This is a genomic window from Klebsiella sp. SWET4, assembly GCF_024296565.1.
Classification (GTDB): domain Bacteria; phylum Pseudomonadota; class Gammaproteobacteria; order Enterobacterales; family Enterobacteriaceae; genus Klebsiella; species Klebsiella variicola.
The window spans coordinates 222,611-246,924 of sequence record NZ_JANCOB010000003.1 but is presented as its reverse complement, the minus strand read 5'-3'; the positions used below and the strand labels follow the sequence as shown (position 1 = coordinate 246,924).

Below are 24,314 nucleotides of genomic sequence, written 5' to 3'. Positions count from 1 at the left end.
TTCCATTCAGGATCAAAGCGCGGGCAGGGACTATTCTGGCACCCTGCGGTTTTATCCCCAGGGAGCAGAGGATGAACCAGTTTCTTATTGCCAATGCCCAGCGGTGTATTGGCTGTCGTACCTGTGAAGTGGCTTGTGCGGTGGCGCACCAGCAGGCGCAGGATGTCGCCGCCCTGTCGACGAACCATTTCGCGCCGCGTATCCGGGTGGTGAAAAGCGGTGACATATCGACGGCGACGGCGTGCCGGCAATGCGAGGATGCGCCCTGCGCCAGCGTTTGCCCGCAAGGGGCGATTCAGCGCGACAATGACGTCTGGTGGGTCGACCAGCGGCGCTGCATCGGCTGCAAAAGTTGCATGGTGGCCTGCCCGTACGGTGCGATGACCGTTACGGTAGTGAACGAGCAGGCGCAGGCGCTGAAATGCGATCTATGCCATCACCGCGCTGAAGGACCGGCCTGCGTGGCCGCCTGCCCGACGCAGGCGCTGCGGGTGATGGTTCCCGCGGAGCTGGAAGCGCTATGCGCGCAAAAACGCCAGCGGCTGGCGCTGGCGTGAGTGGGGGCGCTGACGGGCGTTACCCGCCCGCGGCGTCAAAGACTATGCTTCCTGTTCGCGCCAGGCGAATTCAATCTCTTCGGCGAGAATTTTCACCCCGGCCTCAATTTTTTGCGGGTCTGGCACATAGTTCATGCGCATACACTGGTGAGTGTGCGGCCACGGCTTATCCAGACCCGGGAAGAAGTAATCCCCCGGCACCATCAGCACGCCGCGCTTTTTCAGCCGCTGATACAGCAGCTCGGTGGAGACCGGCAGGTCCTTAAACCATAGCCAGAGGAAAATGGCTCCCTCCGGTTTGTGGATCAGGCAGCGCTCCTCCGGTAAATAACGGCGAATAATGGCGATGGTTTCCTGCACCCGCTGGTAATAGAAGGGCTTGATCACCGTCTCTGACAGGCGCAGCAGATCCTGTCGTTTAATCATTTCGCACATCATTGCCGGCCCAATGCCGCCAGGGGCGAGGCTGATAATGCCGTTCATGTTGCTGATGGCGGTGATGATTTTCTCGTTGGCGATGATAATCCCGCAGCGGCTGCCCGGCAGGCCCAGTTTGGACAGGCTCATACACAGCACGATGTTTGGATTCCACAGCGGTCGAGCGTCGCTAAAGATAATGCCCGGGAACGGCACGCCGTAGGCATTATCAATCACCAGCGGGACCCCGTGCTGATTCGCCAGCGCATCCAGTTTGATCAGCTCTTCATCAGTGATGACGTTGCCGGTCGGGTTGGTGGGGCGCGAGACGCAGATCATCCCGGTCTCTTCCGTCACCTGCAGATGTTCAAAATCAACGTGGTATTTGAACTGGCCTTCCGGCAGCAGTTCGATGTTCGGCCGGGTGGCAACGAACAGATCCTCTTCCAGACCGGCATCGGCGTAACCAATATATTCCGGCGTCAGTGGGAACAGTACCTTACGCGTGGTGCCATCTGCCCGACGGCCTGCAAACAGATTAAATAAGTAGAAAAATGCGCTCTGACTGCCGTTTGTTAGCGCAATATTCTGTGGTTCGATCTCCCAGCCCAGCTCGTCGCGCAGCATGTTCGCCAGCAGGCTCAGCAGCTCGCTTTTGCCCTGCGGACCATCATAATTACAAAGCGCATCAAGGGCTTTGCCATTATCCAGCATGTCGGACAGCAGCTGCTGGAAGTAGTCATTCATTTCCGGGATCTGAGCGGGGTTGCCGCCGCCCAGCATAATAGCGCCCGGCGTGCGCAGACCGTCATTAAGGTCTTCCATCAAGCGGGTGATGCCTGAATGACGGGTGAATTTGTCGCCGAAAAGGGAAAATGTCATCGCGAATAGTCTATCGGTGGTTCTGGAAAGTGGCTAACCATAACGCCAGCGCTAGCGTGGTGCAAATCGGCGGGAGGAGACGGCTTTTTATCTTTATCCTGTAAATTACTATTTTGTTAGCGTTTTGTTCTGAATGGCTCCCCGCCAGGGCGGAGAGCCACCTGTGGATTACTGCTGTTGTCCGGCCCAGATGACCATCACTTTGTCTTCACCGCTCTCACGCACGAACCCGTAACCACGCGGCATCGACAGCGTTGTCTGTTTGCCCATGCCGATTGCCGGATGGCGAGCGCGGAACTGACCGATCTTCTGCCAGTGAGTGACGCTGCGGGCCGCCTTGCCGTTAACATCCTGCCAGTTCATCTGCGAACGGGTGCCCTGCAGCGGGTCCGAGCCGGTGGGGCCGAACGGACGTGATGATTCGTCACCATAGAAAATCTGCACGGCGCCAGGGGCCAGCAGCAACAGCTCCGCCGCGGTGGTGCCGCCTTCGCGGAACAGGCGCGTATCGTGCGAGGAGAGGTAACTCAGGACGTTAAAGCTCTGCAGCTTGTCCGCCATTTGCTGCCAGGTGAGGTCAATATTGGCCATACAGGTCGCCGCTTTCGCCGCCTGGTCCTGGTAGTCGAAATTGATCATCGCATCAAAACCGTGGCGATAGTAATCGCTCTGCATCACCCCGTGTCCCCAGGCTTCGCCGGTCATCCAGAACGGCGCCGCATCCAGCGCTTTATCCGGATTGGCTTTTTTCCACTCCGCCAGCGCGGCGGTGGCCTGGGTTTTTAACTGCTGCCAGGCGTCCATCTCCACGTGTTTAGCGGTATCGACACGGAAGCCGTCGATGCCGTAGTCGCGCACCCACTGGCTCAGCCAGTGCGTCAGGTAGTCGCGCGGCGTATAGCCCGGGATCGCCTTCGCCGCGGTGTCCGGTTTATGGCTATAGAAGTTCGGCAGGCCTGAGGCTTCCTTCGATTCGGTTTTCAGGTCCGGCAGGAAGGCCAGCGACATGGTGAGATCGTCATATCCTGGGTTGTCATAATCGCCGATATCGGTGCGGATCCACTTCTTGCCCCACCATTTCTCCCAGCCGGCTTTGTCGCTGAAGTTGATATAGTCGTTAAAGCTGTGCCAGGTCTGGCCCGCGCCCGGTTTCCAGTCCGTCCAGCGCTCGCCAAGGGTTTTTTTCAGCTCATCGCCTTGCAGATACAGGGCACCGAACTGGAACTCCTGCATGTCGGCCAGGGTAGCGTAACCGGTATGGTTCATCACCACGTCAAACAGGATGCGTATGCCGCGCTTATGCGCTTCATCCACCAGTCGGCGGAGATCCGCTTCGGTCCCCATGTTGGCGTCCAGTTTCGACCAGTCCTGGGTGTAATAGCCGTGGTAGGCGTAGTGCGGGAAATCGCCCTTCGTGCCGCCGCCGACCCAGCCGTGGATCTGCTCGAGCGGGGAGCTGATCCACAGGGCGTTAACCCCCATCTGCTGCAGATAATCCAGCTTGCTGGTTAATCCCTGCAGGTCACCGCCGTGGAAGGTGCCGATCTCCTGCATGCCGTCTTTATGACGGCCATAGCTGTTGTCGTTGGCCGGGTTGCCGTTTACGAAGCGATCGGTCAGGACGAAGTAGACAGTGGCATTGTGCCAGTCAAACGGCGCCGGGGCGGCGGTCTCGGCACGCTCGAGCAGCAGTAGGCCATTGCTGCCGAAGGCGGGCTGCAGGGTGATTTTGCCGCCGCTGACGGTCGCGACATTGCCGCTGTAGAAATCGCGGACCTTGCTGCCCTCGGCGAAGGTTTTGCTGACGTCGATGGTCAGCGGTTTTCCATCCCACTTCGGACACTGACGGATCTGCGGTGCCGCGGCGCTGGCCTCTTTTTCCTCCAGCGAAATCATCATTGTCGGTGTGCCGGAGCGGGTATCCACCTCCAGGGTATACAACCCCTGGCGGAAGATGCGCCATTGCGGCGGGGTGCCACGGCAGGGCTCCATGGACAGCATCTGGTTGAGCTTAATGCCGCCGGAAGGCTGCCAGCACTGCTGGTCAAAATTTAGCTGCAGAGGACGTGTACCCTTCTCAACCACTTTCTGGCTGATGAATCGGCCCGTCCCTTCTTCGGTAAAGGCAGGGAAGTCGGTAGTAGTCCAGGCGGCAAAGGCCATCCCAGGCACGAATAACGTGGCAAGCGCAGCGAGTTTCATTGCGGGATCCTGTGAGCGGTTTTTATCTAGTGTGCCTTGTTGCCGCACGGGTGAACTCCTCCTGGCGGGCGTTTTACCAGGAGGATGAAAAGGGGTGAGTGACACCGCTCAAAAAATAGGCTAAAAATGAGACGAAGCTAGCATTTTCGCACTGGCGATGCGTCGCAGAAACCGATTTCAGATGACACCAATTCGGAATTGGACTATTTCTGTTGATGCTCTCATTGCGTATTTTTGATACTATTAGCGATTCAGCTATCGTTTTTTTGTGAAAAACAAGGTGTTGGAATGCATATATCCGACCAGGAGACCTGATGATATCGAATCCCATACGACGATATGGGGCCGCCATACTTATGTTACTAACCTGTGTATTTTCAGGTAGTGTGTTGGCAACAACGCACACAGCAACAAAGAGTCATAAAGCCCCAACGGTTAAGAAGATCAGTAGTACTAAGGTAAGCAGTAAACAAGAGTATTCTCGCAATAGTGTAAAGAGCAGTTCACTTCCTGACTTGCGAAAATACCCTTCCGGAACACCAAGGAAAAAAGCGTTTCTCCGGACGGTCATGCCTTATATTACCAAGCAGAATCAGGCGATTACTGCGGATCGTAACTGGCTTGTTTCCAAGCAGTACGATGCTCGCTGGTCGCCGACTGAGAAGGCGCGCCTGAAAGATATCGCTGCCCGTTATAAGGTGAAGTGGTCAGGCAATACGCGTCATGTGCCTTGGAACGCGCTGCTTGAGCGTGTCGACATTATTCCGAACAGCATGGTAGCAACCATGGCGGCGGCGGAAAGTGGCTGGGGTACCTCCAAGCTGGCGCGTGAGAACAACAACCTGTTTGGCATGAAGTGCGGCGCCGGTCGCTGCCGCGGGGCGATGAAAGGCTACTCGCAGTTCGAATCAGTGGAGCAGTCGGTGCAGGCTTATGTCACCAACCTGAACACCCACCCGGCTTATTCTTCATTCCGCAAATCGCGCCTGCAGCTGCGCAAGGCGGATCAGGAAGTGACGGCCAGTACCATGATTCATAAGCTGAAGGGTTATTCGACCAAAGGGTCGAGCTACAACAACTATCTCTTCGCGATGTATCAGGACAATCAGCGGCTCATCGCCGCCCATCTGTAATCCGGATGCCCGGCCTTGTCGCCGGGCATTTTTTTGCCCTACAGCATCACCTCGCTGTGCCGGTCACGGTACTCCTTCGGCGTCACGTCGTACTCCTTCTTAAACACCGAATAAAAATATTGCAGCGATGGGTAGCCGCACATCTGTGAAATCTCATTGATCGACAGGCTGGTGGACACCAGCAGGCTGCGCGCCTTTTCCAGTTTCTCGCTGTGGATCACCGTGTGGATGGTCTCCCCGACTTCCTCTTTGAAGCGTTTCTCCAGATTGGAGCGAGAGATGCCCACGGCGTCGAGCACCTGTTCCACCTTGATGCCTTTGCAGGCGTTGTTGCGAATGTAATGCATCGCCTGAATCACGGAGGGATCGTTCAATGACCGGTAGTCGGTGGAGCGTCGCTCAACGACGCGCATCGGCGGGATCAGCTGGCGCTGCAGCGGGAGCACCTCGTTATTCAGCAGCCGGTGGAGTAATTTTGCCGCCTGATAACCCATCTGGCGGGTGCCCTGGGCGACGGAGGAGAGGGCGACGCGAGAGAGATAGCGGGTCAGCTCCTCGTTATCGATGCCAATAACGCACAGTTTCTCTGGCACCGGGATATGCAGCAGCTCGCAGGCCTGCAGGACGTGGCGGGCGCGGGCGTCGGTGACGGCGATGATGCCGGTTTGCGGCGGCAGGGTTTGCAGCCAGTCGGCGAGCCGGTTTTGCGCGTGCTGCCAGTTTTCCGGCGCCGTCTCCAGCCCCTGGTAGACCACACCGCGATACTTCTCCTTCGCGACCAGCTGGCAGAAGGCATACTCGCGCTCTACCGCCCAGCGTTTACCGCTGGAGGTGGGGAGTCCGTAAAACGCGAAGCGGTGCACCCCTTTTTCCTTCAAATGGAGAAAGGCGCTTTCCACCAGCGCAGCGTTGTCCGTGGCAATATAGTGGACCGGCGGGTACTGCTCTGGCTGATGATAAGAGCCGCCGACGCCGACGATGGGCACGTGGACATCGGCCAGCAGCTTTTCAATTTCGGGATCGTCATAGTCGGCGATAACGCCATCGCCCAACCACTCTTTGATGTTTTCGATTCGTGCCCGAAAATCCTCTTCAATAAAGATATCCCACTCCAGCTGGGAGGCTTGCAGATACTCGCCGACGCCCTCAACCACCTGGCGGTCATAAGCTTTGTTGGCATTGAATAACAGCGTAATACGGTGACGCTTTTCAAACATAGATAATGTTCCTGCTCTAACCCCGGTCATACCCCTTCATTCTTGATGTTGCCGATGGCCTGGCTTCCTCACTCACCCGGGCCACGTACGTCGGTACGCGGCCCGGGGGCGTCGTCTGCAACCCGAATGATGTTGGGTATACACTACCGGCTAATGCCCGAGATATTTCAAGCGCCTTGTGGCGAAGTTTGGCGGTAGCGCAAAGAATTCAGACATTCTTCAGAGAGTCTCTCCTCACGCGCGCCGCTTGGTGGCGGAGTCCATCCACACCGCCAGCAGCAAAATGGCGCCTTTAACGATATATTGCCAGAAGGTGGCGACGTCCATCATGCTCATGCCGTTATCCAGGGCTGACATAATAAACGCCCCCATTACCGCTCCGGCGACGCTGCCGATGCCGCCCGCCAGGCTGGTGCCGCCGATGACGCAGGCGGCGATGGCGTCCAGTTCGGCGATATTGCCCGCCGAGGGCGACCCGGCGCCGAGGCGCGAGCTGAGGATCAGCCCGGCAATGGCGACCATCAGGCCGTTAATGGCAAACACCGCCAGCTTGGTACGCTCGACGTTGATCCCTGAGAGGCGGGCCGCCTCCAGGTTGCCGCCGATGGCATAGATGCGACGACCAAAAGCGGTGCGGGTGGCCATAAACAGGCCTGCCAGCAGCAGGGCAGCGAGGATCAGCACCGGGGTCGGCACGCCACGATAGTCATTGAGCAGCCAGATTGCGCCCAGCACAATCACCGCGGTAATGGCCTGACGGCCAACGGCGGCGGTGGAGGACGAGGTCGCCAGACCTAACGCCTGACGGCGCATCCGCCCGCGCCACTGCCAGACGATAAACGCCGCCATGCCGACAACGCCGATGCCAAACCCAATACCGTCTGGCAGATAGCTTTGGCCGATCTGCGCCATCGCCGGGCTGGTGGGCGAGACGGTGGTCCCGTTGGTGATGCCGATCAGAATGCCGCGAAACGCCAGCATCCCGGCGAGGGTGACGATAAACGAGGGAACCTTGCGATAGGCCACCCACCATCCGTTCCACGCCCCGAGCAGCAGGCCCATCACCAGGGTCACCAGGATGGTGAGCGGCAGCGGCCAGCCGAGCCAGACGTCAAAGATTGCCGCGGCGCCGCCCAGCAGCCCCATCATCGAGCCGACGGACAGGTCGATTTCTGCCGAAATAATCACAAACACCATGCCAACGGCGAGGATGCCGGTGATGGCCGTCTGGCGCAGCAGGTTGGAGATATTGCGTGCGCTCAGGTAGGCGCCATCGGTAACCCAGGTGAAAAACAGCATAATGACGACGATGGCGGCGATCATCACAAAGACCTGGAGATTCAGCCCCTTCAGCGCCGGCAAGGCGGCGGGGGCGGTTGGGGTGAGTTTGATTTCAGACGACGTGTTCTTCGACATGGCGTTCGCTCCTCAGCGCGGCTTCCATCACCTGCTCCTGGGTCAGATGTTGATTAACCAAATTGGCTTTTAGTCTGCCTTCGTGCATAACCAGCACCCGATCGCTGAGACCGAGCACCTCGGGCAGTTCTGATGAAATGACAATGACCGCGATGCCCTGCTGCACCAGCTGGTTAATCAGTTTATAAATTTCATACTTTGCCCCGATATCGATGCCACGGGTGGGTTCGTCGAGGATCAGAATGCGCGGATTGAGCAGCAGACAGCGCGCGAGTATCGCCTTTTGCTGGTTGCCGCCGCTCAGGCGGCCAATCGCCAGTTCCGGCGAGGAGGTTTTAATTTTCAAACGCTGAATGGACTGCTGAATGCAGTGCTGCTCGGCGGCGTCGTCCAGGCTGCTCATCGCGCCGGTGAACTGGTTGAGCGCCGCCAGGGTAATGTTTTTGCCCACCGCCATCACCGGCACGATGCCGTCTTTTTTGCGGTCTTCCGGCACCATGGCGATGCCGTGGGCAATGGCCTGCTGGCAGTTAGAAATGCTCACCGGCTGGCCATCAATAAAGATCTCCCCTTGCCAGCGCCCCGGCCAGACGCCGAACAGGCACTGTACCGCCTCGGTACGTCCGGCGCCGACCAACCCGGCAATGCCGAGGATTTCCCCGCGACGCAGGGAAAACGAGACGTCGTTGACGCGTTTAATATGGCGGTTTACCGGGTGCCAGGCGGTTAAATGTTCGACCCGCAGGATCTCCTCGCCGTGGGCGTGCGGCTCGCTGGGATAGAGCGCGGTGAGCTCGCGGCCGACCATCATGGTGATGATATCGTCTTCGCTCATGCCGCTGGCGTCGCGGGTGCCGATGTGCTGGCCATCGCGGATCACGCAGATCGTGTCGGAGATCGCTTTGACCTCATTGAGCTTGTGAGAAATATAAATGCAGGCGATACCGTGGTTTTGCAGATCGCGAATGATCGTCAGCAGCGTCGCGGTCTCTTGTTCGGTTAAGGAAGCGGTCGGTTCGTCGAGGATCAGCAGACGAACCTGTTTATTCAGCGCCTTGGCGATCTCCACCAGCTGCTGCTGACCAAGGCCGAGGTCGCCGACGCGGGTGTCGGGCGATATGGGCAGATTGACCTGCGCCAGCAGCTTCTGACAGCGCAGCGTCATGGTTTCATAATCCAGCAGACCGTGGCGGGAGATCTCGGCGCCGAGGAAAATATTCTCCAGCACGGTGAGATGTTTCACCAGCGCCAGCTCCTGGTGAATAATGGCGATGCCTTTGCGTTCGGTATCGCGAATATGGTTTGCCTGCAGCGTTTCGCCGGCAAAAATAATCTCGCCCTCATAGCTTCCGTGCGGATAGATACCGCACAACACCTTCATCAGCGTCGATTTCCCCGACCCATTTTCACCGCATAACGAGACCACCTCACCCGCGTTAAGACGCAGGCTGACGTTATCCACGGCTTTAACGGCGCCGAAGGTTTTGGTGATGTTCTTCATTTCGAGTAGCCAGGCCATAAAGACTCCGCAAAAGTGATATCCGGCGGGATGAAAATGACGCCCCGGAGCGGGGCGTCAGCCATTACAATTCACTCTTTTTATGGAAACCGTCTTTAATCACCGTGGCGTCAATATTCTCTTTATTCACCTCAATGGGCGTTAACAGGCGCGAAGGGACATCTTTTAAGCCGTTATTCAGCGTGGTATCGGCCTTCGGCTGCTTATCGTTACCCAGCTCAACGGCGATTTCAGCGGCGTTGGTGGCCAGGGTGGTAATCGGTTTATAGACGGTCATCGTCTGAGTACCGGAAATAATGCGCTTCACACCCGCCAGGTCAGCATCCTGACCGGAGATCGCCACTTTACCGGCCAGCCCCTGGGCGGTTAAGGCCTGGATGGCGCCGCCGGCGGTGGCGTCATTGGAGGCGACCACGGCATCGATCTTGTTATTATTCGCCGTCAGCGCGTTTTCCATTATTTTCAGCGCGTTCTCCGGCAGCCAGCCGTCAACCCACTGATCGCCGACAATCTTAATTTTGCCTTCATCCACATACGGTTTGAGGACCTTCATCTGCCCGGCGCGGAACAGTTTGGCGTTATTATCCACCGGCGAGCCGCCCATCAGGAAATAATTACCCTGCGGCACTTTGTCGACCAGACTTTGCGCCTGCATTTCACCGACTTTTTCATTGTCGAAAGAAATATAGAAATCAATATCAGCATTATTAATCATACGGTCATAGGCCAGGACTTTAATACCTTCCTGCTTGGCTTCTTTAATCACGTTGCTGAGTACCTGACCGTTATAAGGAATAATGACTAACACATCGACGCCGCGGTTGATCATATTTTCAATTTGCGACATCTGCGTTTCTTCATTACCGTTGGCGGACTGGACAAAAACTTTGGCGCCTAAGGATTCCGCTTTATTGACGAAAATATCACGGTCTTTCTGCCAGCGCTCCAGACGCAGATCGTCGATGGCCATGCCAATCTTCACTTCTTTCGCCATCCCCGCCATGCTGGCGAGCAGGAGGGAGCTAGCGCAAAGTGTAAGGCAAAGGTTCTTTATCTTCATAATAATGATACCTTTTTTGTAAGGGTAGGTAAGACGAACGGAAAATAATGTTTGATACATGAGGTTGCGGATACGTTACAGATTCTTAACGCGGAAAGCAGGGCTGGCAATTACCGGTTCTTATTTTGCCGTTATGAAATTTCGTTTAATGTGCAAATTATGACGGCGATCGTATTTTATTCATGCACACACTTATTATTGCACTGGACTTCCCCGACAAGGTGCGGAGAAGAGGGAAGAATATTATTTTTTGCGAGCTGGCGCACGTTTGTGGATTCTCTCAATGGCGGTGTGAAATAACGTAATTGAGGAGAAGGAAAGTGAAATTCTATATTGGCTTAAACCCGTCATACTTCAAGTTGTAGGTGGGTTGGTGACATTCGTTGCTCCGACCTCTTGCTGGCGCCAGCGCCTGAGGGTTCACGCTCTTGCCGCCTTCCTGCAACTCGAATTATTTAGGGTATCTGATTGGTTATTCGCCGCATCTCTGAATATGGAGTTCTCTATGCAGACCTATTTCGATCAACTCGATCGCGTTCGTTACGAAGGCCCGAAATCCACTAACCCGCTGGCTTTCCGTCACTACAACCCGGATGAACTGGTGCTGGGCAAACGGATGGAAGATCATCTGCGTTTTGCGGCCTGTTACTGGCATACCTTCTGCTGGAATGGCGCCGATATGTTTGGCGTGGGCTCCTTTGACCGTCCATGGCAGCAGCCTGGCGACGCCCTGGAGATGGCCAAACGTAAAGCCGATGTGGCGTTTGAATTCTTCCACAAACTCAACGTGCCTTACTACTGTTTCCACGATGTCGATGTCTCGCCGGAAGGCGCCTCGCTGCAGGAGTACAGCAATAACTTCGCCCGCATGGTCGAGGTGCTGGCAGAGAAACAGCAGCAGAGCGGCGTGAAGCTTCTGTGGGGGACCGCAAACTGCTTTACCAACCCGCGCTACGGCGCTGGCGCGGCCACCAACCCGGATCCGGAAGTGTTTAGCTGGGCGGCCACCCAGGTGGTCACCGCGATGAATGCCACTCATCAGTTGGGAGGCGAAAACTATGTGCTGTGGGGCGGTCGCGAGGGCTATGAAACCCTGCTGAATACCGACCTGCGTCAGGAGCGTGAACAGATTGGCCGCTTCATGCAACTGGTGGTGGAGCATAAGCATAAAATTGGCTTTAAAGGCACGCTGCTGATTGAGCCCAAACCGCAGGAACCGACCAAGCATCAGTATGACTATGATGCCTCTACCGTTTACGGCTTCCTCAAACAGTTTGGTCTGGAAAAAGAGATTAAACTGAATATTGAAGCTAACCATGCCACGCTCGCCGGCCATTCGTTCCATCATGAAATTGCGACGGCCATTGCGCTGGGGCTGTTCGGCTCCGTCGACGCCAACCGCGGCGATCCGCAGCTGGGCTGGGATACCGACCAGTTCCCGAACAGCGTCGAAGAGAATGCGCTGGTGATGTATGAAATTCTTAAAGCGGGCGGCTTCACCACCGGCGGCCTCAACTTTGATGCGAAAGTGCGCCGGCAGAGTACCGACAAATACGACCTGTTCTATGGTCATATTGGCGCGATGGATACCATGGCGCTGTCGCTGAAAGTTGCGGCGCGGATGATTGAGGACGGTGAGCTGGATAAACGCGTGGCCAGACGCTACGCCGGCTGGAACGGTGAGCTGGGGCAGCAGATCCTTAACGGGCAGATGACCCTCAGCGACATTGCCCAGTATGCCACTCAGCATCAGCTGGCGCCGCAGCATCGCAGCGGCCAGCAGGAACAACTGGAAAACCTGGTCAACCATTATCTGTTTGATAAGTAATCATGCGGCGGCGCCCGGCATGACCGGCGTCGCAACCAGGATGCTCTGTTCGCGCCACGCTTAGCCGTGGCGCGCGTTTAAGGAGAGGTAGTATGTATATCGGCATCGATCTGGGAACATCGGGCGTCAAAGCCATTCTGCTGAATGAGCAGGGTGAGGTAGTGGCATCGCATACCGAAAAACTCACCGTCTCGCGTCCGCATCCGCTGTGGTCGGAACAAGATCCCGAACAGTGGTGGCTGGCGACAGACACGGCGATGAAAGCCCTGGGCGCGCAGCATAGCCTGCGCGACGTGAAGGCGCTGGGCATCGCCGGGCAGATGCACGGCGCCACGTTGCTGGATAAATCGTTACAGGTGCTGCGTCCGGCCATTTTATGGAATGACGGCCGCTGCGCCGAAGAGTGCCAGCTGCTGGAGGAAAAAGTCAGCGCTTCCCGGCAGATCACCGGCAACCTGATGATGCCGGGCTTTACGGCGCCGAAGTTACTCTGGGTGCAGCGCCACGAGGCGGCGGTGTTCAACCAGGTCGATAAAGTGCTGCTGCCGAAGGACTATCTGCGCCTGCGCATGACCGGCGAGCTTGCCAGCGACATGTCTGACGCCGCCGGTACGATGTGGCTGGACGTCGCCCGGCGTGACTGGAGCGATGAGATGCTCGCCGCCTGCGATCTCAGTCGGGATGCGATGCCGGCGCTGTTTGAAGGCAGCGACGTCACCGGGCAACTGCGACCTGAGGTGGCGCAGGCGTGGAATATGCCGCAGGCGCTGGTGGTGGGCGGCGGTGGCGACAACGCCGCAGGCGCGGTCGGGGTCGGAATGGCCGACGCCGGCCAGGCAATGCTGTCGCTGGGCACCTCAGGCGTCTACTTCGCCGTCAGCGAAGGGTTCCTCAGCAAACCCGAAAGCGCGGTGCACAGCTTCTGCCATGCGCTGCCGGGCCGCTGGCATCTGATGTCGGTGATGCTCAGCGCGGCCTCCTGCCTGGACTGGGCGGCGAAATTAACCGGCCTGGCCAGCGTGCCGGCGCTGATCGCGGCGGCGCAGACGGCGGATGAAAGCGCCGGTCCGGTGTGGTTCCTGCCATATCTGTCGGGCGAACGCACGCCGCACAACAACCCGCAGGCCAAGGGCGTCTTTTTTGGCCTGACGCATCAGCATGGGCCGGCAGAGCTGGCGCGGGCGGTGCTGGAGGGCGTGGGCTATGCGCTGGCGGATGGCATGGACGTGGTACACGCCTGCGGCATCAAGCCGCAGAGCATCACGCTTATCGGCGGCGGGGCGCGCAGCGCTTACTGGCGACAAATGCTGGCGGATATCAGCGGCCAGCAGCTCGATTACCGTACCGGGGGCGACGTCGGCCCGGCGCTGGGGGCGGCCAGGCTGGCGCAGCTGGCGGTGCACGACGAGGCAGACCGCGCCGGGCTGCTGAAGCCGCTGCCGCTTGAACAAGCGCATCGCCCGGACGATCGCCGTGTGGCCCACTATGCGCCACAGCGGGAAACCTTCCGCCAGATTTATCAGCAGCTGAAATCGCTGATGTCTTAGCCTCAGTCCGTCCGGCAGCGCCGGGCGGATTCCCTCCCTGAATGTCCCGGCTACATCCATCCAAAAAAGCGTATTTGTTTATTCCGAAATCACCGCTTTGCCGTGCATAACCTGCGGCATCGTCGGGTGACTCGGTCATAATCAGCCCCTGTCGACCAGGGAGGTGAGATGAACACAAAACGCAACATTGCCAGGGTGATGATGGCAGCAGGATCGCTGGTTTATCTGCTCGGTATCTGGCGAACCTGCCCGTTGTTTAGCGGTAAAGGTTATTTTCTTGGCGTACTGGTGATGGGGATGTTTGCCGTCCTCGCCCATCAGCGCGCCAGCCAGTGGCAGGAACAGGACGACGGTTTTATTGCCTTATGTCGGCTGGTGCTGCTGCTATCGGTCGGCCTGCTGCTGGTCGGCGCCTGGTATGTGCCGGCAGACTGGCATGAAAAAGCCGTCTATATCGCGGCATGGTTTGTCTGCTTATATGGCGCATCGGCAACCCCCGAACGGACCCGCGTCGCCCGGGCGATGCAAAAAACGGAATAAGCGCCGCTCCGAGGCGCGTAAAAGGTAAAAAGTGATGGAAAACAAGCACGCGACGTATTCTCCGGCGTTTCATTTGATCTCCTGGATTGCCCTGATCGGCGGCATCGTCACCTATCTGGTGGGGCTGTGGAATGCCGATATGCAGTTGAATGAGAAAGGCTATTATTTTGCTGTCCTGGTACTGGGGCTGTTTGCCGCGGCATCTTATCAAAAGACGGTGCGCGATAAGTATGAAGCCATTCCGACCACCGCGCTGTACAACACCACCTGCCTGGTGGTCTTCGTTATCGCTGTAGGTCTGCTGGTTATCGGACTGTGGAATGCCACTCTGCTGCTCAGCGAGAAAGGGTTCTATGGGCTGGCGTACTTTTTGAGCCTGTTTGGCGCTGTTGCGGTGCAGAAAAACGTGCGTGATGCCTGGGACCCGACGCGCTTACGGGAACCTCTCAGCGTGACGGAAGAGGGGCCTGAGTCGTAAGTCGGGCCCCTCCGGGTGGCGGACCGTTAGCTGACCAGCCGGCGGCTATCAATCCGCTGCACCAGGCCTGACAGCAGCAGGCTGCCGAGCAGGGCGGCGCTAAATATCCACACAATGTCCAGCAGCGGCCAGCGGGACAGCTCCAGATGGCTGGCGCGCAGCGCATGCACTATCAGGGCATGGAAACCGTAGATCCCCAGTGAATGTCGCGCAATGCAGGCGATACCGGGCAGGGGACGTGCGTTAAGCCAGTTTTTGGCCAGCGTCAGCAGGGCGACCGCGCAAACGAACACCGCCGGCCCGCAGTAGAGATACCAGGTGTCGCCAAAGTCTCCGCGCCAGCGCAGCTCATGCAGCGTGCCGCGGGAGATAACCCACACGGCGGCGATGAACAGCGCGGCGCAGAGCGGGGTCAGCCATTTTTTATTGGTGTCCAGGGTGCCAATGGCTCTGCCCAGCACGCCGTAGAGCACGTAGTAGAAGGTATCGCCGTTGATATAGAGGTTGACTGGCAGCCACTCAATCCCGGCGGCTTTGACGCTGACCATATTGGGGTTGGCCAGAATACCGAGGATCGCCATCAGCGCCAGCAGCATTTTACCGCTGACGGACTTAACCTGAATCAGCGGCGAGAGCAGGTAGATGACGGCGATAGCAAAGAAAAACCACAGGTGGTAGAAGACGGGCTTCTGCAGCAAATTCTTTAACGATAGCTCGACGTTGATATGGGTAAACAGCGCGATATACAGCAGAGACAGCGCGCTATAGAACGCAATGCACAAACCAATTCGCCAGAAATGGCGCGGCTGGGCGCTGCGCTCGCCAAAAAACAGGTATCCCGAGATCATAAAAAACAGCGGCACGCTGACGCGGGAGGCGGAATTGAGCAGATTAGCGATGTCCCATTCCATAAGGGTGATGGCATGCGGATGAGTGATATACCAACTGGTACTGTGGATCATCACCACCATCATGCAGGCGATACCGCGCAGGTTGGTGATCCAGTGTATCTTTTCTTGCATCAGTCCCTCAAAGTCTGCTGGCGAAATAAGGTCTGACCCGCCTTATGTCCCGGTGTCGCAATAGATTAGTCTGAGTTTTCGGTCACAGACTTGTCGCGGTTTTATGATATTCGCAAAATACCTGTAATACTGAATCTTTACGATAACAACTTGCTAACAAGGCGGTGGAGGAGTACGTGGTGAAAGGTGTTGTTTCCGTTATGCTGGTGCTGCTCCTCGCGGGCTGCAGCGAGACCATTTCTCCCCCGGCGCAAAAAGCGCAGCGCGCACGCATTACTCCGCAAACGACGCTCAATATGGCCCAGCTTTGCAAGGATCAGGCCGCTATTCGCTACAACACGCAAACGCAGCTCGTTGACGTGAACCATTTTGAACAATTCCAGGCGAGCTATGAGCTTTCGGGGCGGACCGGCAAGAATGAGCGTTTCATCTGTTCCTTTGACCCGGACGGCCAGTTTATGCATCTTTCGATGCGCTGAATCGACCCCGGCTGGCGTAAATTTCGTCCGTTTTCCTGAAACAACGCCGTTTCGTACTGTATATCTCGCAGCCAGCGGGTATACTGACTCCTTCCTTTAAATCCACACGTATCCAGCACGAAATCATATGCAAAAGTTTGATACCAGGACCTTCCAGGGCCTGATCCTGACCTTACAGGATTACTGGGCTCGTCAGGGCTGCACCATTGTTCAACCACTGGACATGGAAGTCGGCGCCGGCACCTCTCACCCGATGACCTGCCTGCGCGCGTTAGGGCCGGAGCCAATGGCGACCGCCTACGTGCAGCCTTCCCGTCGTCCAACCGATGGCCGCTATGGCGAAAACCCGAACCGTTTACAGCACTACTATCAGTTCCAGGTGGTGATTAAGCCCTCTCCGGACAACATTCAGGAGCTGTACCTCGGATCGCTGAAAGAGCTGGGTATGGACCCGACCATTCACGATATTCGTTTTGTCGAAGACAACTGGGAAAACCCGACGCTGGGCGCCTGGGGTCTGGGTTGGGAAGTGTGGCTCAACGGCATGGAAGTGACGCAGTTCACCTACTTCCAGCAGGTGGGCGGCCTCGAGTGTAAGCCGGTGACCGGCGAGATCACCTACGGTCTGGAGCGTCTGGCGATGTACATCCAGGGCGTGGACAGCGTTTATGACCTGGTCTGGAGCGATGGCCCACTGGGTAAAACCACTTACGGCGACGTGTTCCACCAGAATGAAGTGGAGCAGTCCACCTATAACTTCGAATACGCCGACGTCGACTTCCTGTTCTCCTGCTTTGAGCAGTATGAGAAAGAGGCCCAGCAGCTGCTGGCGCTGGAGACCCCGCTGCCGCTGCCGGCCTATGAACGTATTTTGAAAGCGGCTCACAGCTTTAACCTGCTGGATGCGCGTAAAGCCATCTCCGTCACCGAGCGTCAGCGCTATATTCTGCGCATTCGCACCCTGACTAAAGCAGTGGCGGAAGCGTACTACGCTTCCCGTGAAGCGCTCGGCTTCCCGATGTGCAACAAGAATAAATAAGAGGCGGCCATGTCTGAGAATACTTTTCTGGTGGAAATCGGCACTGAAGAGCTGCCACCAAAAGCGCTGCGCAGCCTGGCGGAATCTTTTGCTGCGAACGTGACCGCGGAGCTGGATAACGCTGGCCTCGCGCACGGTAAAGTGGAATGGTTTGCCGCCCCGCGTCGTCTGGCGCTGAAGGTAGCCAACCTGGCGGCGGCGCAAGCCGATCGCGAAGTGGAAAAACGCGGCCCGGCTATTGCCCAGGCGTTCGATGCCGAAGGCAAGCCAAGCAAAGCGGCCGAAGGCTGGGCGCGCGGCTGCGGTATCACCGTCGATCAGGCCGAACGTCTGACCACCGACAAAGGCGAATGGCTGCTGTATCGCGCCCATGTAAAGGGCGAAAGCACTGAAGCGCTGCTGCCGAACATGATTGCCAGCTCGCTGGCGAAGCTGCCGATCCCGAAACTGATGCGCTGGGGCGCGTCTGACGTCCACTTCGTGCGTCCGGTTCACACGGTGACTTTGCTGCTGGGTGACAAAGTGATCCCGGCTACTATCCTCGGTATTCCGTCCGATCGCGTGATTCGCGGGCATCGCTTTATGGGTGAGCCGGAGTTCACTATCGATCATGCCGACCAGTACCCGCAGATCCTGCTGGAGCGCGGTAAAGTCATCGCCGATTACGAACAGCGTAAAGCCAAAATCAAAGCCGATGCGGAAGAAGCGGCGCGTAAGATTGGCGGTCAAGCCGATCTGAGCGAAAGCCTGCTGGAAGAAGTCACCTCGCTGGTGGAATGGCCGGTGGTGCTGACGGCGAAGTTCGAAGAAAAATTCCTCGCGGTGCCGTCCGAAGCGCTGGTTTACACCATGAAGGGCGACCAGAAGTACTTCCCGGTCTACGACAATGCCGGCAAACTGCTGCCGAACTTTATCTTCGTGGCGAACATCGAGTCCAAAGATCCGCAGCAGATCATCTCCGGTAACGAGAAGGTGGTTCGTCCGCGTCTGGCCGATGCTGAATTCTTCTTCAACACCGACCGTAAAAAACGTCTGGAAGATAACCTGCCGCGTCTGGAAACCGTGCTGTTCCAACAGCAACTTGGGACCCTGCGCGACAAGACCGATCGCATCCAGGCGCTGGCGGGCTGGATTGCCGGGCAGATTGGCGCTGATGTGAACCATGCGACCCGCGCGGGCCTGCTGTCCAAGTGCGACCTGATGACCAACATGGTCTTCGAGTTCACCGACACCCAGGGCGTGATGGGGATGCACTACGCGCGCCATGACGGCGAAGCGGAAGACGTGGCCGTGGCGCTGAACGAGCAGTATCAGCCGCGCTTTGCCGGCGACGCGCTGCCGTCTAACCCGGTGGCCTGCGCGGTGGCGATTGCCGATAAGATGGACACCCTGGCGGGTATCTTTGGTATCGGGCAGCATCCGAAAGGCGATAAAGACCCGTTTGCGCTGCGCCGCGCCGCGCTGGGCGTGCTGCGTATCATCGTTGAGAAGAACCTGAATCTCGATTTGCAAACGCTGACCGAAGAAGCGGTGCGTCTGTACGGTGAGAAGCTGACCAACGCCAACGTGGTTGATGATGTGATCGACTTTATGCTGGGCCGCTTCCGCGCCTGGTATCAGGACGAAGGTTACGGCGTCGACACGATCCAGGCGGTACTGGCGCGTCGTCCAACCCGCCCGGCGGATTTTGATGCGCGCATGAAAGCCGTATCGCACTTCCGTACCCTGGAAGAGTCCTCCGCGCTGGCGGCGGCAAACAAACGTGTCTCCAACATCCTCGCGAAATCCGACGAGACGCTGAACGACATCGTTCACGCTTCAGTGCTGAAAGAAGCGGCGGAAATCAAGCTGGCGGGCAATCTGGTGGTGCTGCGCGACAAACTGCAGCCGTATTTCGCCGCAGGCCGTTATCAGGATGCGCTGATCGAGCTGGCTGCGCTGCGCGAGCCGGTGGATGAGTTCTTCGAGAACGTGATGGTTAACGCTGAAGACAAAGATGTTCGCATCAACCGTCTGACGCTGCTGTCCAAACTGCGTGAACTGTTCCTGCAGGTCGCGGATATTTCTCTGCTGCAGTAAGCGTATCGGTAATAATAAAAGACCTGCCTCAGGGCAGGTTTTTTTATACGTGAAATATAAATAGATGAACCGTTAATAATTCTGTCATTGATATCTTCATTATTTACATTCATCGATAAGAAATGTTTTAGGAATATATAAAAATAATTCCGTGAGGTATTTACGCTAGAATGGCGGCGGGTGCTTGAGACTGTGTGTCTCAGGTATTCAGCGGGAGACAGACAGAGAAAAGCCCCACCTGATAGTAATCAAAGTGAGGCTCCCCTATGCATGAACACCATAAGAGTAGCCTCTTACTTGTTGAAAATCAACACTGGAGGCGAGGAATGCCGCAAAAGTATCTGTTGTTTGGCTTAGTAGTGATTTGCTTCACTATTTTATTATTGACCTGGACGGTTCGTGATTCGCTATGTGAATTACAGCTCAGACAGGGAAATATTGAGCTGGTGGCATTCTTAGCCTGTGATATTAAACAGTAAGAGCATCTGGTGGGGATCTATCCCCACCATGCTTGCAGTGTCAGGCATTCTCAATGCACCCTTTCATTGTTCACCAAATAAATCATTTGCCTCCTGATATCAGGAGGCCTTTTTATTTTTACACGATCGTTGAATAAAACAGGCTTGCAACGCATACCGGAGTGTGGCTATCCTATGTCCCGACGAATTCCTCGTCTCACCGGAGCGCGCCCCACAAATGAACAAACACGACTGATGAATTTCACGCCTTACCTCGCAGATGTTGCGGGTAGGGGAGTATTGATTTCATTCAGGAGTGCTTATGGCTCATTGCGCCCATATCCCCGCTTTTGTTTTACATCAGGTCACCTGTCAGTTTGCGACGGGAGATACGCTATTTGGTCCGCTGAATTTATCGCTGGAATCGTCGCTTTGCGGCCTGGTCGGCCGGAACGGCGTCGGCAAGACGTGTCTGCTACGTCTGCTGGCCGGTCTGGATTCCCCCGCCGACGGTCATATTGAACGCGCGGCTTCCATTGCCTGGGTGGCGCAGCAGCCGAACGTCACGCCAGAGATGACCCTCGCGGCGCTGCTGGGCTATGCGCCGATATTTGATGCCTTGTCTCGCCTTGAACAGGGTCAAGTGCTGGCTGCCGATTTCGATCTATTGGATGGCCACTGGGATCTCCCCGATCGCCTGAGTTTAGCTTTCCGTGAAGCCGATCTCCCGCCGTTCTCTGCGGATCGTCCCGTTTTTTCACTCAGCGGCGGCGAGCGGATGAAGGCTCTGCTGTGCGGCGCCTTTGTCTCCGGCGCCGATTATCTGCTGCTGGATGAGCCCACCAACCATCTGGACCGCCAGGGGCGGGAGTGGCTCTATCACCAACTGGAAAGCTGGCAGGGTGGGGCTCTGATCGCCAGCCACGACCGCGAGTTACTGACGCGGATGCCGAGGATTATTGAGCTGACGCCGACGGCGCTGCGCAGCTACGGCGGCAACTATGATGAATATCAGCGCCAGCGTATGGCGGAGCAGCAGGCTGCGCGCGCGGCGCTGGAGCATGCTGTGACCGAGCGACGGCGCACCCGCGCGCGAATGCAAAAGGAGCATGACGCCGCGCAGCGGCGCTCGGCTCAGACGCTGCGGACCGTTGATACGCTAAATATCGCCTCGTTTGAACGTGTGAAGTACAAAGGTGCGGCAAAAGAGCGCCCGGGAACGCTGCGCCGTCAGCATCGTGAACAGAACAGCAGTCTGAATGCCGCCGTGCAGCAGGCACGGGAGCGGGTAGAAGACGACAATCCGGTGATGTTCACCCTGCCGGGTAGCGAAGTGGCCGCCGGCAAGCAGGTTCTGGTGGTGGAAGCATTGCAGCTCGCCCATTCACCCGCTGCGCCGCTGGACTGGCGTATGGATGGTCCGATGCGTATTGCGCTAAAGGGACCGAACGGCTGTGGCAAAACCACTTTGCTGAAAACGCTGCTGGGGCTGGAGCAGGCCGTCTCAGGCGATGTCCGGCTGTCGGTGAGCGCGGCTTATCTGGATCAACATCTGACGCAGCTGGATCTGTCGTTATCGGTCATGGCGCACCTGAGCCTGGACGATACCCCGCTGGATGAGGGCCTTCTGCGCACCCGTCTGGCGCAGCTCCAGCTTGGCGCGGATAAGGTCACTCTGCCGCTGGCGACGCTCAGCGGCGGCGAGCGTCTGAAAGCGGCCCTGGCGTGCGTGCTCTGGAGACGCGATCCCGCTCAGCTGCTTTTGCTGGATGAGCCGACCAACCATCTCGATTTAGCATCGACACAGGCTATTGAAAGCGCGCTGGCGGCGTTTCCAGGCGCGATGCTGGTGGTGTCACATGATGAGGCTTTTTTACACGGTCTGAAGCTGACCCATAGCCTGGCGTGGCGGGAGACGGGCTGGCACTTTTCCCTGCTCTGAATGCCCAACAGCCGCCATCGTATGCTGGCGGCTGTTGGCGACAGATAAAAAAAATCCCCGCCATCAGGCAGGGATTCTCGATTCTTAGCGGCTTGAACTTACAGAGAAGTTACGTTGCCAGCTGCCGGGCCTTTAGCGCCGCTTTCGATGGTGAAGGAAACTTTCTGACCTTCGTCCAGGGATTTGTAGCCATCGTTCTGGATAGCAGAGAAGTGTACGAACACGTCTTTAGAGCCATCGTCAGGAGTGATGAAGCCGAAGCCTTTGTCAGCGTTGAACCATTTTACGATACCAGTCATTTTACCGGACATAGTGAATTACCTTTAAAAAAATAAGTGAGCCTTGCGGCGTAGCGGTCTGGACTACAGATTTAAAGCGATAAAGGGAAAGTTCACTACGGGGGTATCTTTGGATAACCTTAGAAGGACTGCTCTATTCGACTGCTCTGTGGTCTGTACATCAAACCTGCGAGCATTAACGCACGTTCAGCACCTGATAGCAAACTTTTTTTACGGTGCAGCGGCAAAAGCCCCCTTACTGACCCATGCCGCTGCGCGCTGGATTAATCGAGTAACTGTCGTGAAAGCTGTGGATTGGCCTGAATCAGGCGCATCAATTTCAGCTCGGTGGGAGACGGTCTAACCCGTCTCGACTCCCACTCTCTTACCATGGCGACGCTCACGCCCATGACGTTGGCAAAGTCGTCAATCTTAAGTCCAGTGCCTTTACGCAGTTGCTCAAATTCACTAAACACAGTGGACTTACGGTTTGAGGTAAGTTTCTGATTATCATCCTTAAATACGATGTGTTCCAGGCTGCTCAGCAGTTCAAACACGGGATCTTTATATTCCATTGAGAACTCCTTTTATCACACAGCGGAAGAGATTTTTTATAAAGCTCTTTAAGAATAGTCAGAAAATCGTGCAGCGGATGGTAACGTCCGTGATTATTTGCCAACAGGCTATCGAATCGGCCCCGGCAGCCAAACGGCAGTGGAGCCTAAGAGAATGATTACTAACGCGATGAGATGGCTTCGAAAATTTTTGTAAACGGATAAGAAAAAAGCGGCAAAGCCGGCGCGGGCCGCCGGCTTAACAATCAGGCTTTCTGCAGACCTCTCGCGTCGTCTTTCGTCGCCGGCGCGGATTTACTGACCCGGTATTTGATCAGCAGCGCGAGGGCTGACAGGAACGCCGGGATGGCCAGCAGAGTGAAGATGGTTTCAAAGGAGAGCTGCGCCTGCATCAGGAAGGCGCCGCTGAATGCGCCGAGGATCCCGCCGAAGCGGCCGATACCCAGCATCCAGGCGACGCCGGTGGCGCGCCCCTGCGTCGGGTAGAAGCCTGCCGCCAGCGCGGGCATCGACGACTGCGCGCCATTCATAATACTACCGGCGATAAACACCATCACCCCCATCAGCACCAGGCTGCTGGTGGAGAAACCCACCAGGCAGACGCAAACGCCGGTCAGCAACCAGCCGACGGCCACCACCTTGTTGGGATTGATCTTGTCCATCAGGGCGCCAAGGATCAGTACGCCAATCCCGCCGCCCAGCGGGAACAGGGCGGTGATGATGGAGGCCTGACTCATCGAGGCGCCGGTTTCGCGGATCAGCAGCGGCAGCCAGCTGGTCAGGAGGTAGAAAATCAGCAGGCCCATAAAGTAGGTCAGGCACAACATCACGGTACCCACCGCGTAGCGTGGGGAGAAAATGACGCCGATGGCCGATTTCTCTTTCACCTGGCCTGCTTCGCGCAGCTCAAATTCCACCGCCTCCGGCAGCGGCGCGATGCGTTTCAGGATGGCGGCAATGCGCTGCGCCGGCTGCTGCTTCACCACCAGATAGCGGGCAGACTCCGGCAGCAGAAAAATTAACGCTACGGCCAGCAGGAGGGGCATCACGCCGCCCAGCACCAGCACGCTCTGCCAGCCATAGTGCGGGATCATCCAGGCGGATAAAAAGCCGCCCAGCGATGATCCCATCGGAAAGCCGACGAACATCAGGTTCACCAGCAGCGCCCGACGGCGCTCCGGCGCATATTCGCTCATCAGGGTGGCCGCATTCGGCATCGCCGCGCCGAGCCCGAGACCGGTCAGGAAACGCAGCAGCGTCAGCTGATTAAGGCTGGTGGCGAAGGCGGTAAGCAGGCTGAATCCGCCGAACACCACGATCGACATAATCAGCACTTTTTTGCGGCCGATGCGGTCAGCCAGCGGCCCCGCGGTTAAGGCGCCGACCGCCAGGCCCACCAGCGCGGCGCTCATCACCGGGCCGAGCGCCGATTTTTCCACGCCCCATTCCTGTACCAGGTCGGAGGCGATAAATCCGATGATCGCGGTGTCGAATCCGTCCATCGCGACGGTGATAAAGCAGAGCGCAAGGATCATCCACTGGTAGCGGGTGAAGGGGTGCTCGTTGATAAAGGCCTGAATGTCGATGGTTGTCTTAGTCATACGGCTTTCCTGGCAGACTGAGCGAGGGACAGAGGTCTGTTTTTA

The 24,314-nt window shown here is 57.2% G+C and carries 21 protein-coding genes; 11 read left to right on the top strand and 10 right to left on the bottom strand.

The genetic code is table 11. The features are described from left to right. Positions 1 to 71: 71 nt before the first annotated feature. Positions 72 to 557, top strand: a complete 486-nt coding sequence (locus NKJ21_RS10270) for a 4Fe-4S dicluster domain-containing protein (RefSeq protein WP_008806868.1) — start codon at positions 72 to 74, stop codon at positions 555 to 557. Between the two features lie 42 nt (positions 558 to 599). Here NKJ21_RS10270 and avtA read toward each other — a convergent pair whose 3' ends face one another. After that, positions 600 to 1,856 carry a valine--pyruvate transaminase gene (gene avtA / locus NKJ21_RS10265; protein ID WP_008806869.1) on the bottom strand — a complete coding sequence of 419 codons (1,257 nt, stop codon included), beginning with the start codon at positions 1,854 to 1,856 and terminating at the stop codon, positions 600 to 602. A gap of 168 nt (positions 1,857 to 2,024) precedes the next feature. Continuing rightward, on the bottom strand, positions 2,025 to 4,058 hold the full coding sequence (locus tag NKJ21_RS10260) for an alpha-amylase (protein ID WP_008806870.1): 2,034 nt from the start codon (positions 4,056 to 4,058) through the stop codon (positions 2,025 to 2,027). A gap of 314 nt (positions 4,059 to 4,372) precedes the next feature. On the opposite strand from NKJ21_RS10260, the gene NKJ21_RS10255 reads away from it, so the two are divergent. Further along, positions 4,373 to 5,191, top strand: coding sequence for a protein bax (locus NKJ21_RS10255; protein WP_008806871.1), 819 nt, complete (start codon positions 4,373 to 4,375; stop codon positions 5,189 to 5,191). 38 nt (positions 5,192 to 5,229) lie between these two features. Here NKJ21_RS10255 and xylR read toward each other — a convergent pair whose 3' ends face one another. The 4 genes from xylR to xylF all read right to left on the bottom strand — a co-directional run bounded on the left by xylR (position 5,230) and on the right by xylF (position 10,403). Further along, positions 5,230 to 6,408, bottom strand: coding sequence for a D-xylose utilization transcriptional activator XylR (gene xylR / locus NKJ21_RS10250; RefSeq protein ID WP_008806872.1), 1,179 nt, complete (start codon positions 6,406 to 6,408; stop codon positions 5,230 to 5,232). A gap of 234 nt (positions 6,409 to 6,642) precedes the next feature. After that, on the bottom strand, positions 6,643 to 7,824 hold the full coding sequence (xylH, locus tag NKJ21_RS10245) for a xylose ABC transporter permease XylH (RefSeq protein ID WP_008806873.1): 1,182 nt from the start codon (positions 7,822 to 7,824) through the stop codon (positions 6,643 to 6,645). Next, complete coding sequence (locus NKJ21_RS10240; RefSeq protein ID WP_012540329.1) at positions 7,802 to 9,343, bottom strand: xylose ABC transporter ATP-binding protein; 1,542 nt, start codon at positions 9,341 to 9,343, stop codon at positions 7,802 to 7,804. Before NKJ21_RS10240 ends, xylH begins: the two co-directional genes overlap by 23 nt. A gap of 64 nt (positions 9,344 to 9,407) precedes the next feature. Continuing rightward, the gene (gene xylF / locus NKJ21_RS10235; RefSeq protein WP_004210164.1) at positions 9,408 to 10,403 is read right to left on the bottom strand and encodes a D-xylose ABC transporter substrate-binding protein; all 996 of its coding nucleotides are present in this window, start codon (positions 10,401 to 10,403) and stop codon (positions 9,408 to 9,410) included. A 505-nt stretch (positions 10,404 to 10,908) separates the two neighbouring features. Here xylF and xylA point away from each other — a divergent pair. The 4 genes from xylA to yiaA all read left to right on the top strand — a co-directional run bounded on the left by xylA (position 10,909) and on the right by yiaA (position 14,796). Next, a complete protein-coding gene (xylA, locus tag NKJ21_RS10230; RefSeq protein WP_008806876.1) occupies positions 10,909 to 12,231 on the top strand; it encodes a xylose isomerase in 1,323 nt (440 codons plus the stop codon). Between the two features lie 92 nt (positions 12,232 to 12,323). Beyond that, entirely contained in the window at positions 12,324 to 13,778 is a 1,455-nt protein-coding gene (xylB, locus tag NKJ21_RS10225) for a xylulokinase (protein WP_022064580.1), read from the top strand. Between the two features lie 168 nt (positions 13,779 to 13,946). After that, complete coding sequence (yiaB, locus tag NKJ21_RS10220; protein ID WP_008806878.1) at positions 13,947 to 14,318, top strand: inner membrane protein YiaB; 372 nt, start codon at positions 13,947 to 13,949, stop codon at positions 14,316 to 14,318. Positions 14,319 to 14,349: 31 nt separating this feature from the next. After that, positions 14,350 to 14,796: an inner membrane protein YiaA gene (yiaA, locus tag NKJ21_RS10215; RefSeq protein ID WP_254732882.1), complete on the top strand. Its 447-nt coding sequence runs from the start codon at positions 14,350 to 14,352 to the stop codon at positions 14,794 to 14,796. A gap of 26 nt (positions 14,797 to 14,822) precedes the next feature. On the opposite strand, the gene NKJ21_RS10210 is transcribed toward yiaA, so the two are convergent. Beyond that, positions 14,823 to 15,818 (bottom strand): acyltransferase, encoded by a 996-nt coding sequence (locus tag NKJ21_RS10210; RefSeq protein WP_022064581.1) that lies wholly within the window; start codon positions 15,816 to 15,818, stop codon positions 14,823 to 14,825. A 179-nt stretch (positions 15,819 to 15,997) separates the two neighbouring features. Between NKJ21_RS10210 and NKJ21_RS10205 the strand changes: the two genes are divergently transcribed. The 5 genes from NKJ21_RS10205 to NKJ21_RS10185 all read left to right on the top strand — a co-directional run bounded on the left by NKJ21_RS10205 (position 15,998) and on the right by NKJ21_RS10185 (position 21,815). Next, on the top strand, positions 15,998 to 16,297 hold the full coding sequence (locus tag NKJ21_RS10205) for a YsaB family lipoprotein (protein WP_077598891.1): 300 nt from the start codon (positions 15,998 to 16,000) through the stop codon (positions 16,295 to 16,297). Between the two features lie 127 nt (positions 16,298 to 16,424). Then, positions 16,425 to 17,336, top strand: a complete 912-nt coding sequence (gene glyQ / locus NKJ21_RS10200) for a glycine--tRNA ligase subunit alpha (RefSeq protein WP_004205014.1) — start codon at positions 16,425 to 16,427, stop codon at positions 17,334 to 17,336. Between the two features lie 9 nt (positions 17,337 to 17,345). Next, positions 17,346 to 19,415 (top strand): glycine--tRNA ligase subunit beta, encoded by a 2,070-nt coding sequence (glyS, locus tag NKJ21_RS10195; RefSeq protein ID WP_012967074.1) that lies wholly within the window; start codon positions 17,346 to 17,348, stop codon positions 19,413 to 19,415. Between the two features lie 326 nt (positions 19,416 to 19,741). Continuing rightward, the gene (gene hokA, locus NKJ21_RS10190) at positions 19,742 to 19,894 is read left to right on the top strand and encodes a type I toxin-antitoxin system toxin HokA (RefSeq protein ID WP_110221747.1); all 153 of its coding nucleotides are present in this window, start codon (positions 19,742 to 19,744) and stop codon (positions 19,892 to 19,894) included. Between the two features lie 301 nt (positions 19,895 to 20,195). Then, positions 20,196 to 21,815: an ATP-binding cassette domain-containing protein gene (locus tag NKJ21_RS10185; RefSeq protein ID WP_022064582.1), complete on the top strand. Its 1,620-nt coding sequence runs from the start codon at positions 20,196 to 20,198 to the stop codon at positions 21,813 to 21,815. Between the two features lie 98 nt (positions 21,816 to 21,913). Here the strand turns inward: NKJ21_RS10185 and cspA are convergent, their stop codons facing one another. The 3 genes from cspA to NKJ21_RS10170 form a co-directional block, all read right to left on the bottom strand. Next, on the bottom strand, positions 21,914 to 22,126 hold the full coding sequence (gene cspA, locus NKJ21_RS10180; protein WP_000014594.1) for an RNA chaperone/antiterminator CspA: 213 nt from the start codon (positions 22,124 to 22,126) through the stop codon (positions 21,914 to 21,916). 251 nt (positions 22,127 to 22,377) lie between these two features. After that, the gene (locus tag NKJ21_RS10175) at positions 22,378 to 22,668 is read right to left on the bottom strand and encodes an HTH-type transcriptional regulator (protein ID WP_002921931.1); all 291 of its coding nucleotides are present in this window, start codon (positions 22,666 to 22,668) and stop codon (positions 22,378 to 22,380) included. Between the two features lie 245 nt (positions 22,669 to 22,913). Further along, on the bottom strand, positions 22,914 to 24,269 hold the full coding sequence (locus tag NKJ21_RS10170; RefSeq protein ID WP_008806885.1) for an aromatic acid/H+ symport family MFS transporter: 1,356 nt from the start codon (positions 24,267 to 24,269) through the stop codon (positions 22,914 to 22,916). Between the last annotated feature and the right edge of the window lie 45 nt (positions 24,270 to 24,314).

Coding starts and splice junctions, on each gene's coding strand:
- NKJ21_RS10270 (WP_008806868.1), top strand. CDS start 72: ATGAACCAGTTTCTTATTGCCAATGCCCAGCGGTGTATTGGCTGTCGT.
- avtA (WP_008806869.1), bottom strand. CDS start 1,856: ATGACATTTTCCCTTTTCGGCGACAAATTCACCCGTCATTCAGGCATC.
- NKJ21_RS10260 (WP_008806870.1), bottom strand. CDS start 4,058: ATGAAACTCGCTGCGCTTGCCACGTTATTCGTGCCTGGGATGGCCTTT.
- NKJ21_RS10255 (WP_008806871.1), top strand. CDS start 4,373: ATGATATCGAATCCCATACGACGATATGGGGCCGCCATACTTATGTTA.
- xylR (WP_008806872.1), bottom strand. CDS start 6,408: ATGTTTGAAAAGCGTCACCGTATTACGCTGTTATTCAATGCCAACAAA.
- xylH (WP_008806873.1), bottom strand. CDS start 7,824: ATGTCGAAGAACACGTCGTCTGAAATCAAACTCACCCCAACCGCCCCC.
- NKJ21_RS10240 (WP_012540329.1), bottom strand. CDS start 9,343: ATGGCCTGGCTACTCGAAATGAAGAACATCACCAAAACCTTCGGCGCC.
- xylF (WP_004210164.1), bottom strand. CDS start 10,403: ATGAAGATAAAGAACCTTTGCCTTACACTTTGCGCTAGCTCCCTCCTG.
- xylA (WP_008806876.1), top strand. CDS start 10,909: ATGCAGACCTATTTCGATCAACTCGATCGCGTTCGTTACGAAGGCCCG.
- xylB (WP_022064580.1), top strand. CDS start 12,324: ATGTATATCGGCATCGATCTGGGAACATCGGGCGTCAAAGCCATTCTG.
- yiaB (WP_008806878.1), top strand. CDS start 13,947: ATGAACACAAAACGCAACATTGCCAGGGTGATGATGGCAGCAGGATCG.
- NKJ21_RS10210 (WP_022064581.1), bottom strand. CDS start 15,818: ATGCAAGAAAAGATACACTGGATCACCAACCTGCGCGGTATCGCCTGC.
- glyQ (WP_004205014.1), top strand. CDS start 16,425: ATGCAAAAGTTTGATACCAGGACCTTCCAGGGCCTGATCCTGACCTTA.
- glyS (WP_012967074.1), top strand. CDS start 17,346: ATGTCTGAGAATACTTTTCTGGTGGAAATCGGCACTGAAGAGCTGCCA.
- hokA (WP_110221747.1), top strand. CDS start 19,742: ATGCCGCAAAAGTATCTGTTGTTTGGCTTAGTAGTGATTTGCTTCACT.
- NKJ21_RS10185 (WP_022064582.1), top strand. CDS start 20,196: ATGGCTCATTGCGCCCATATCCCCGCTTTTGTTTTACATCAGGTCACC.
- cspA (WP_000014594.1), bottom strand. CDS start 22,126: ATGTCCGGTAAAATGACTGGTATCGTAAAATGGTTCAACGCTGACAAA.
- NKJ21_RS10175 (WP_002921931.1), bottom strand. CDS start 22,668: ATGGAATATAAAGATCCCGTGTTTGAACTGCTGAGCAGCCTGGAACAC.
- NKJ21_RS10170 (WP_008806885.1), bottom strand. CDS start 24,269: ATGACTAAGACAACCATCGACATTCAGGCCTTTATCAACGAGCACCCC.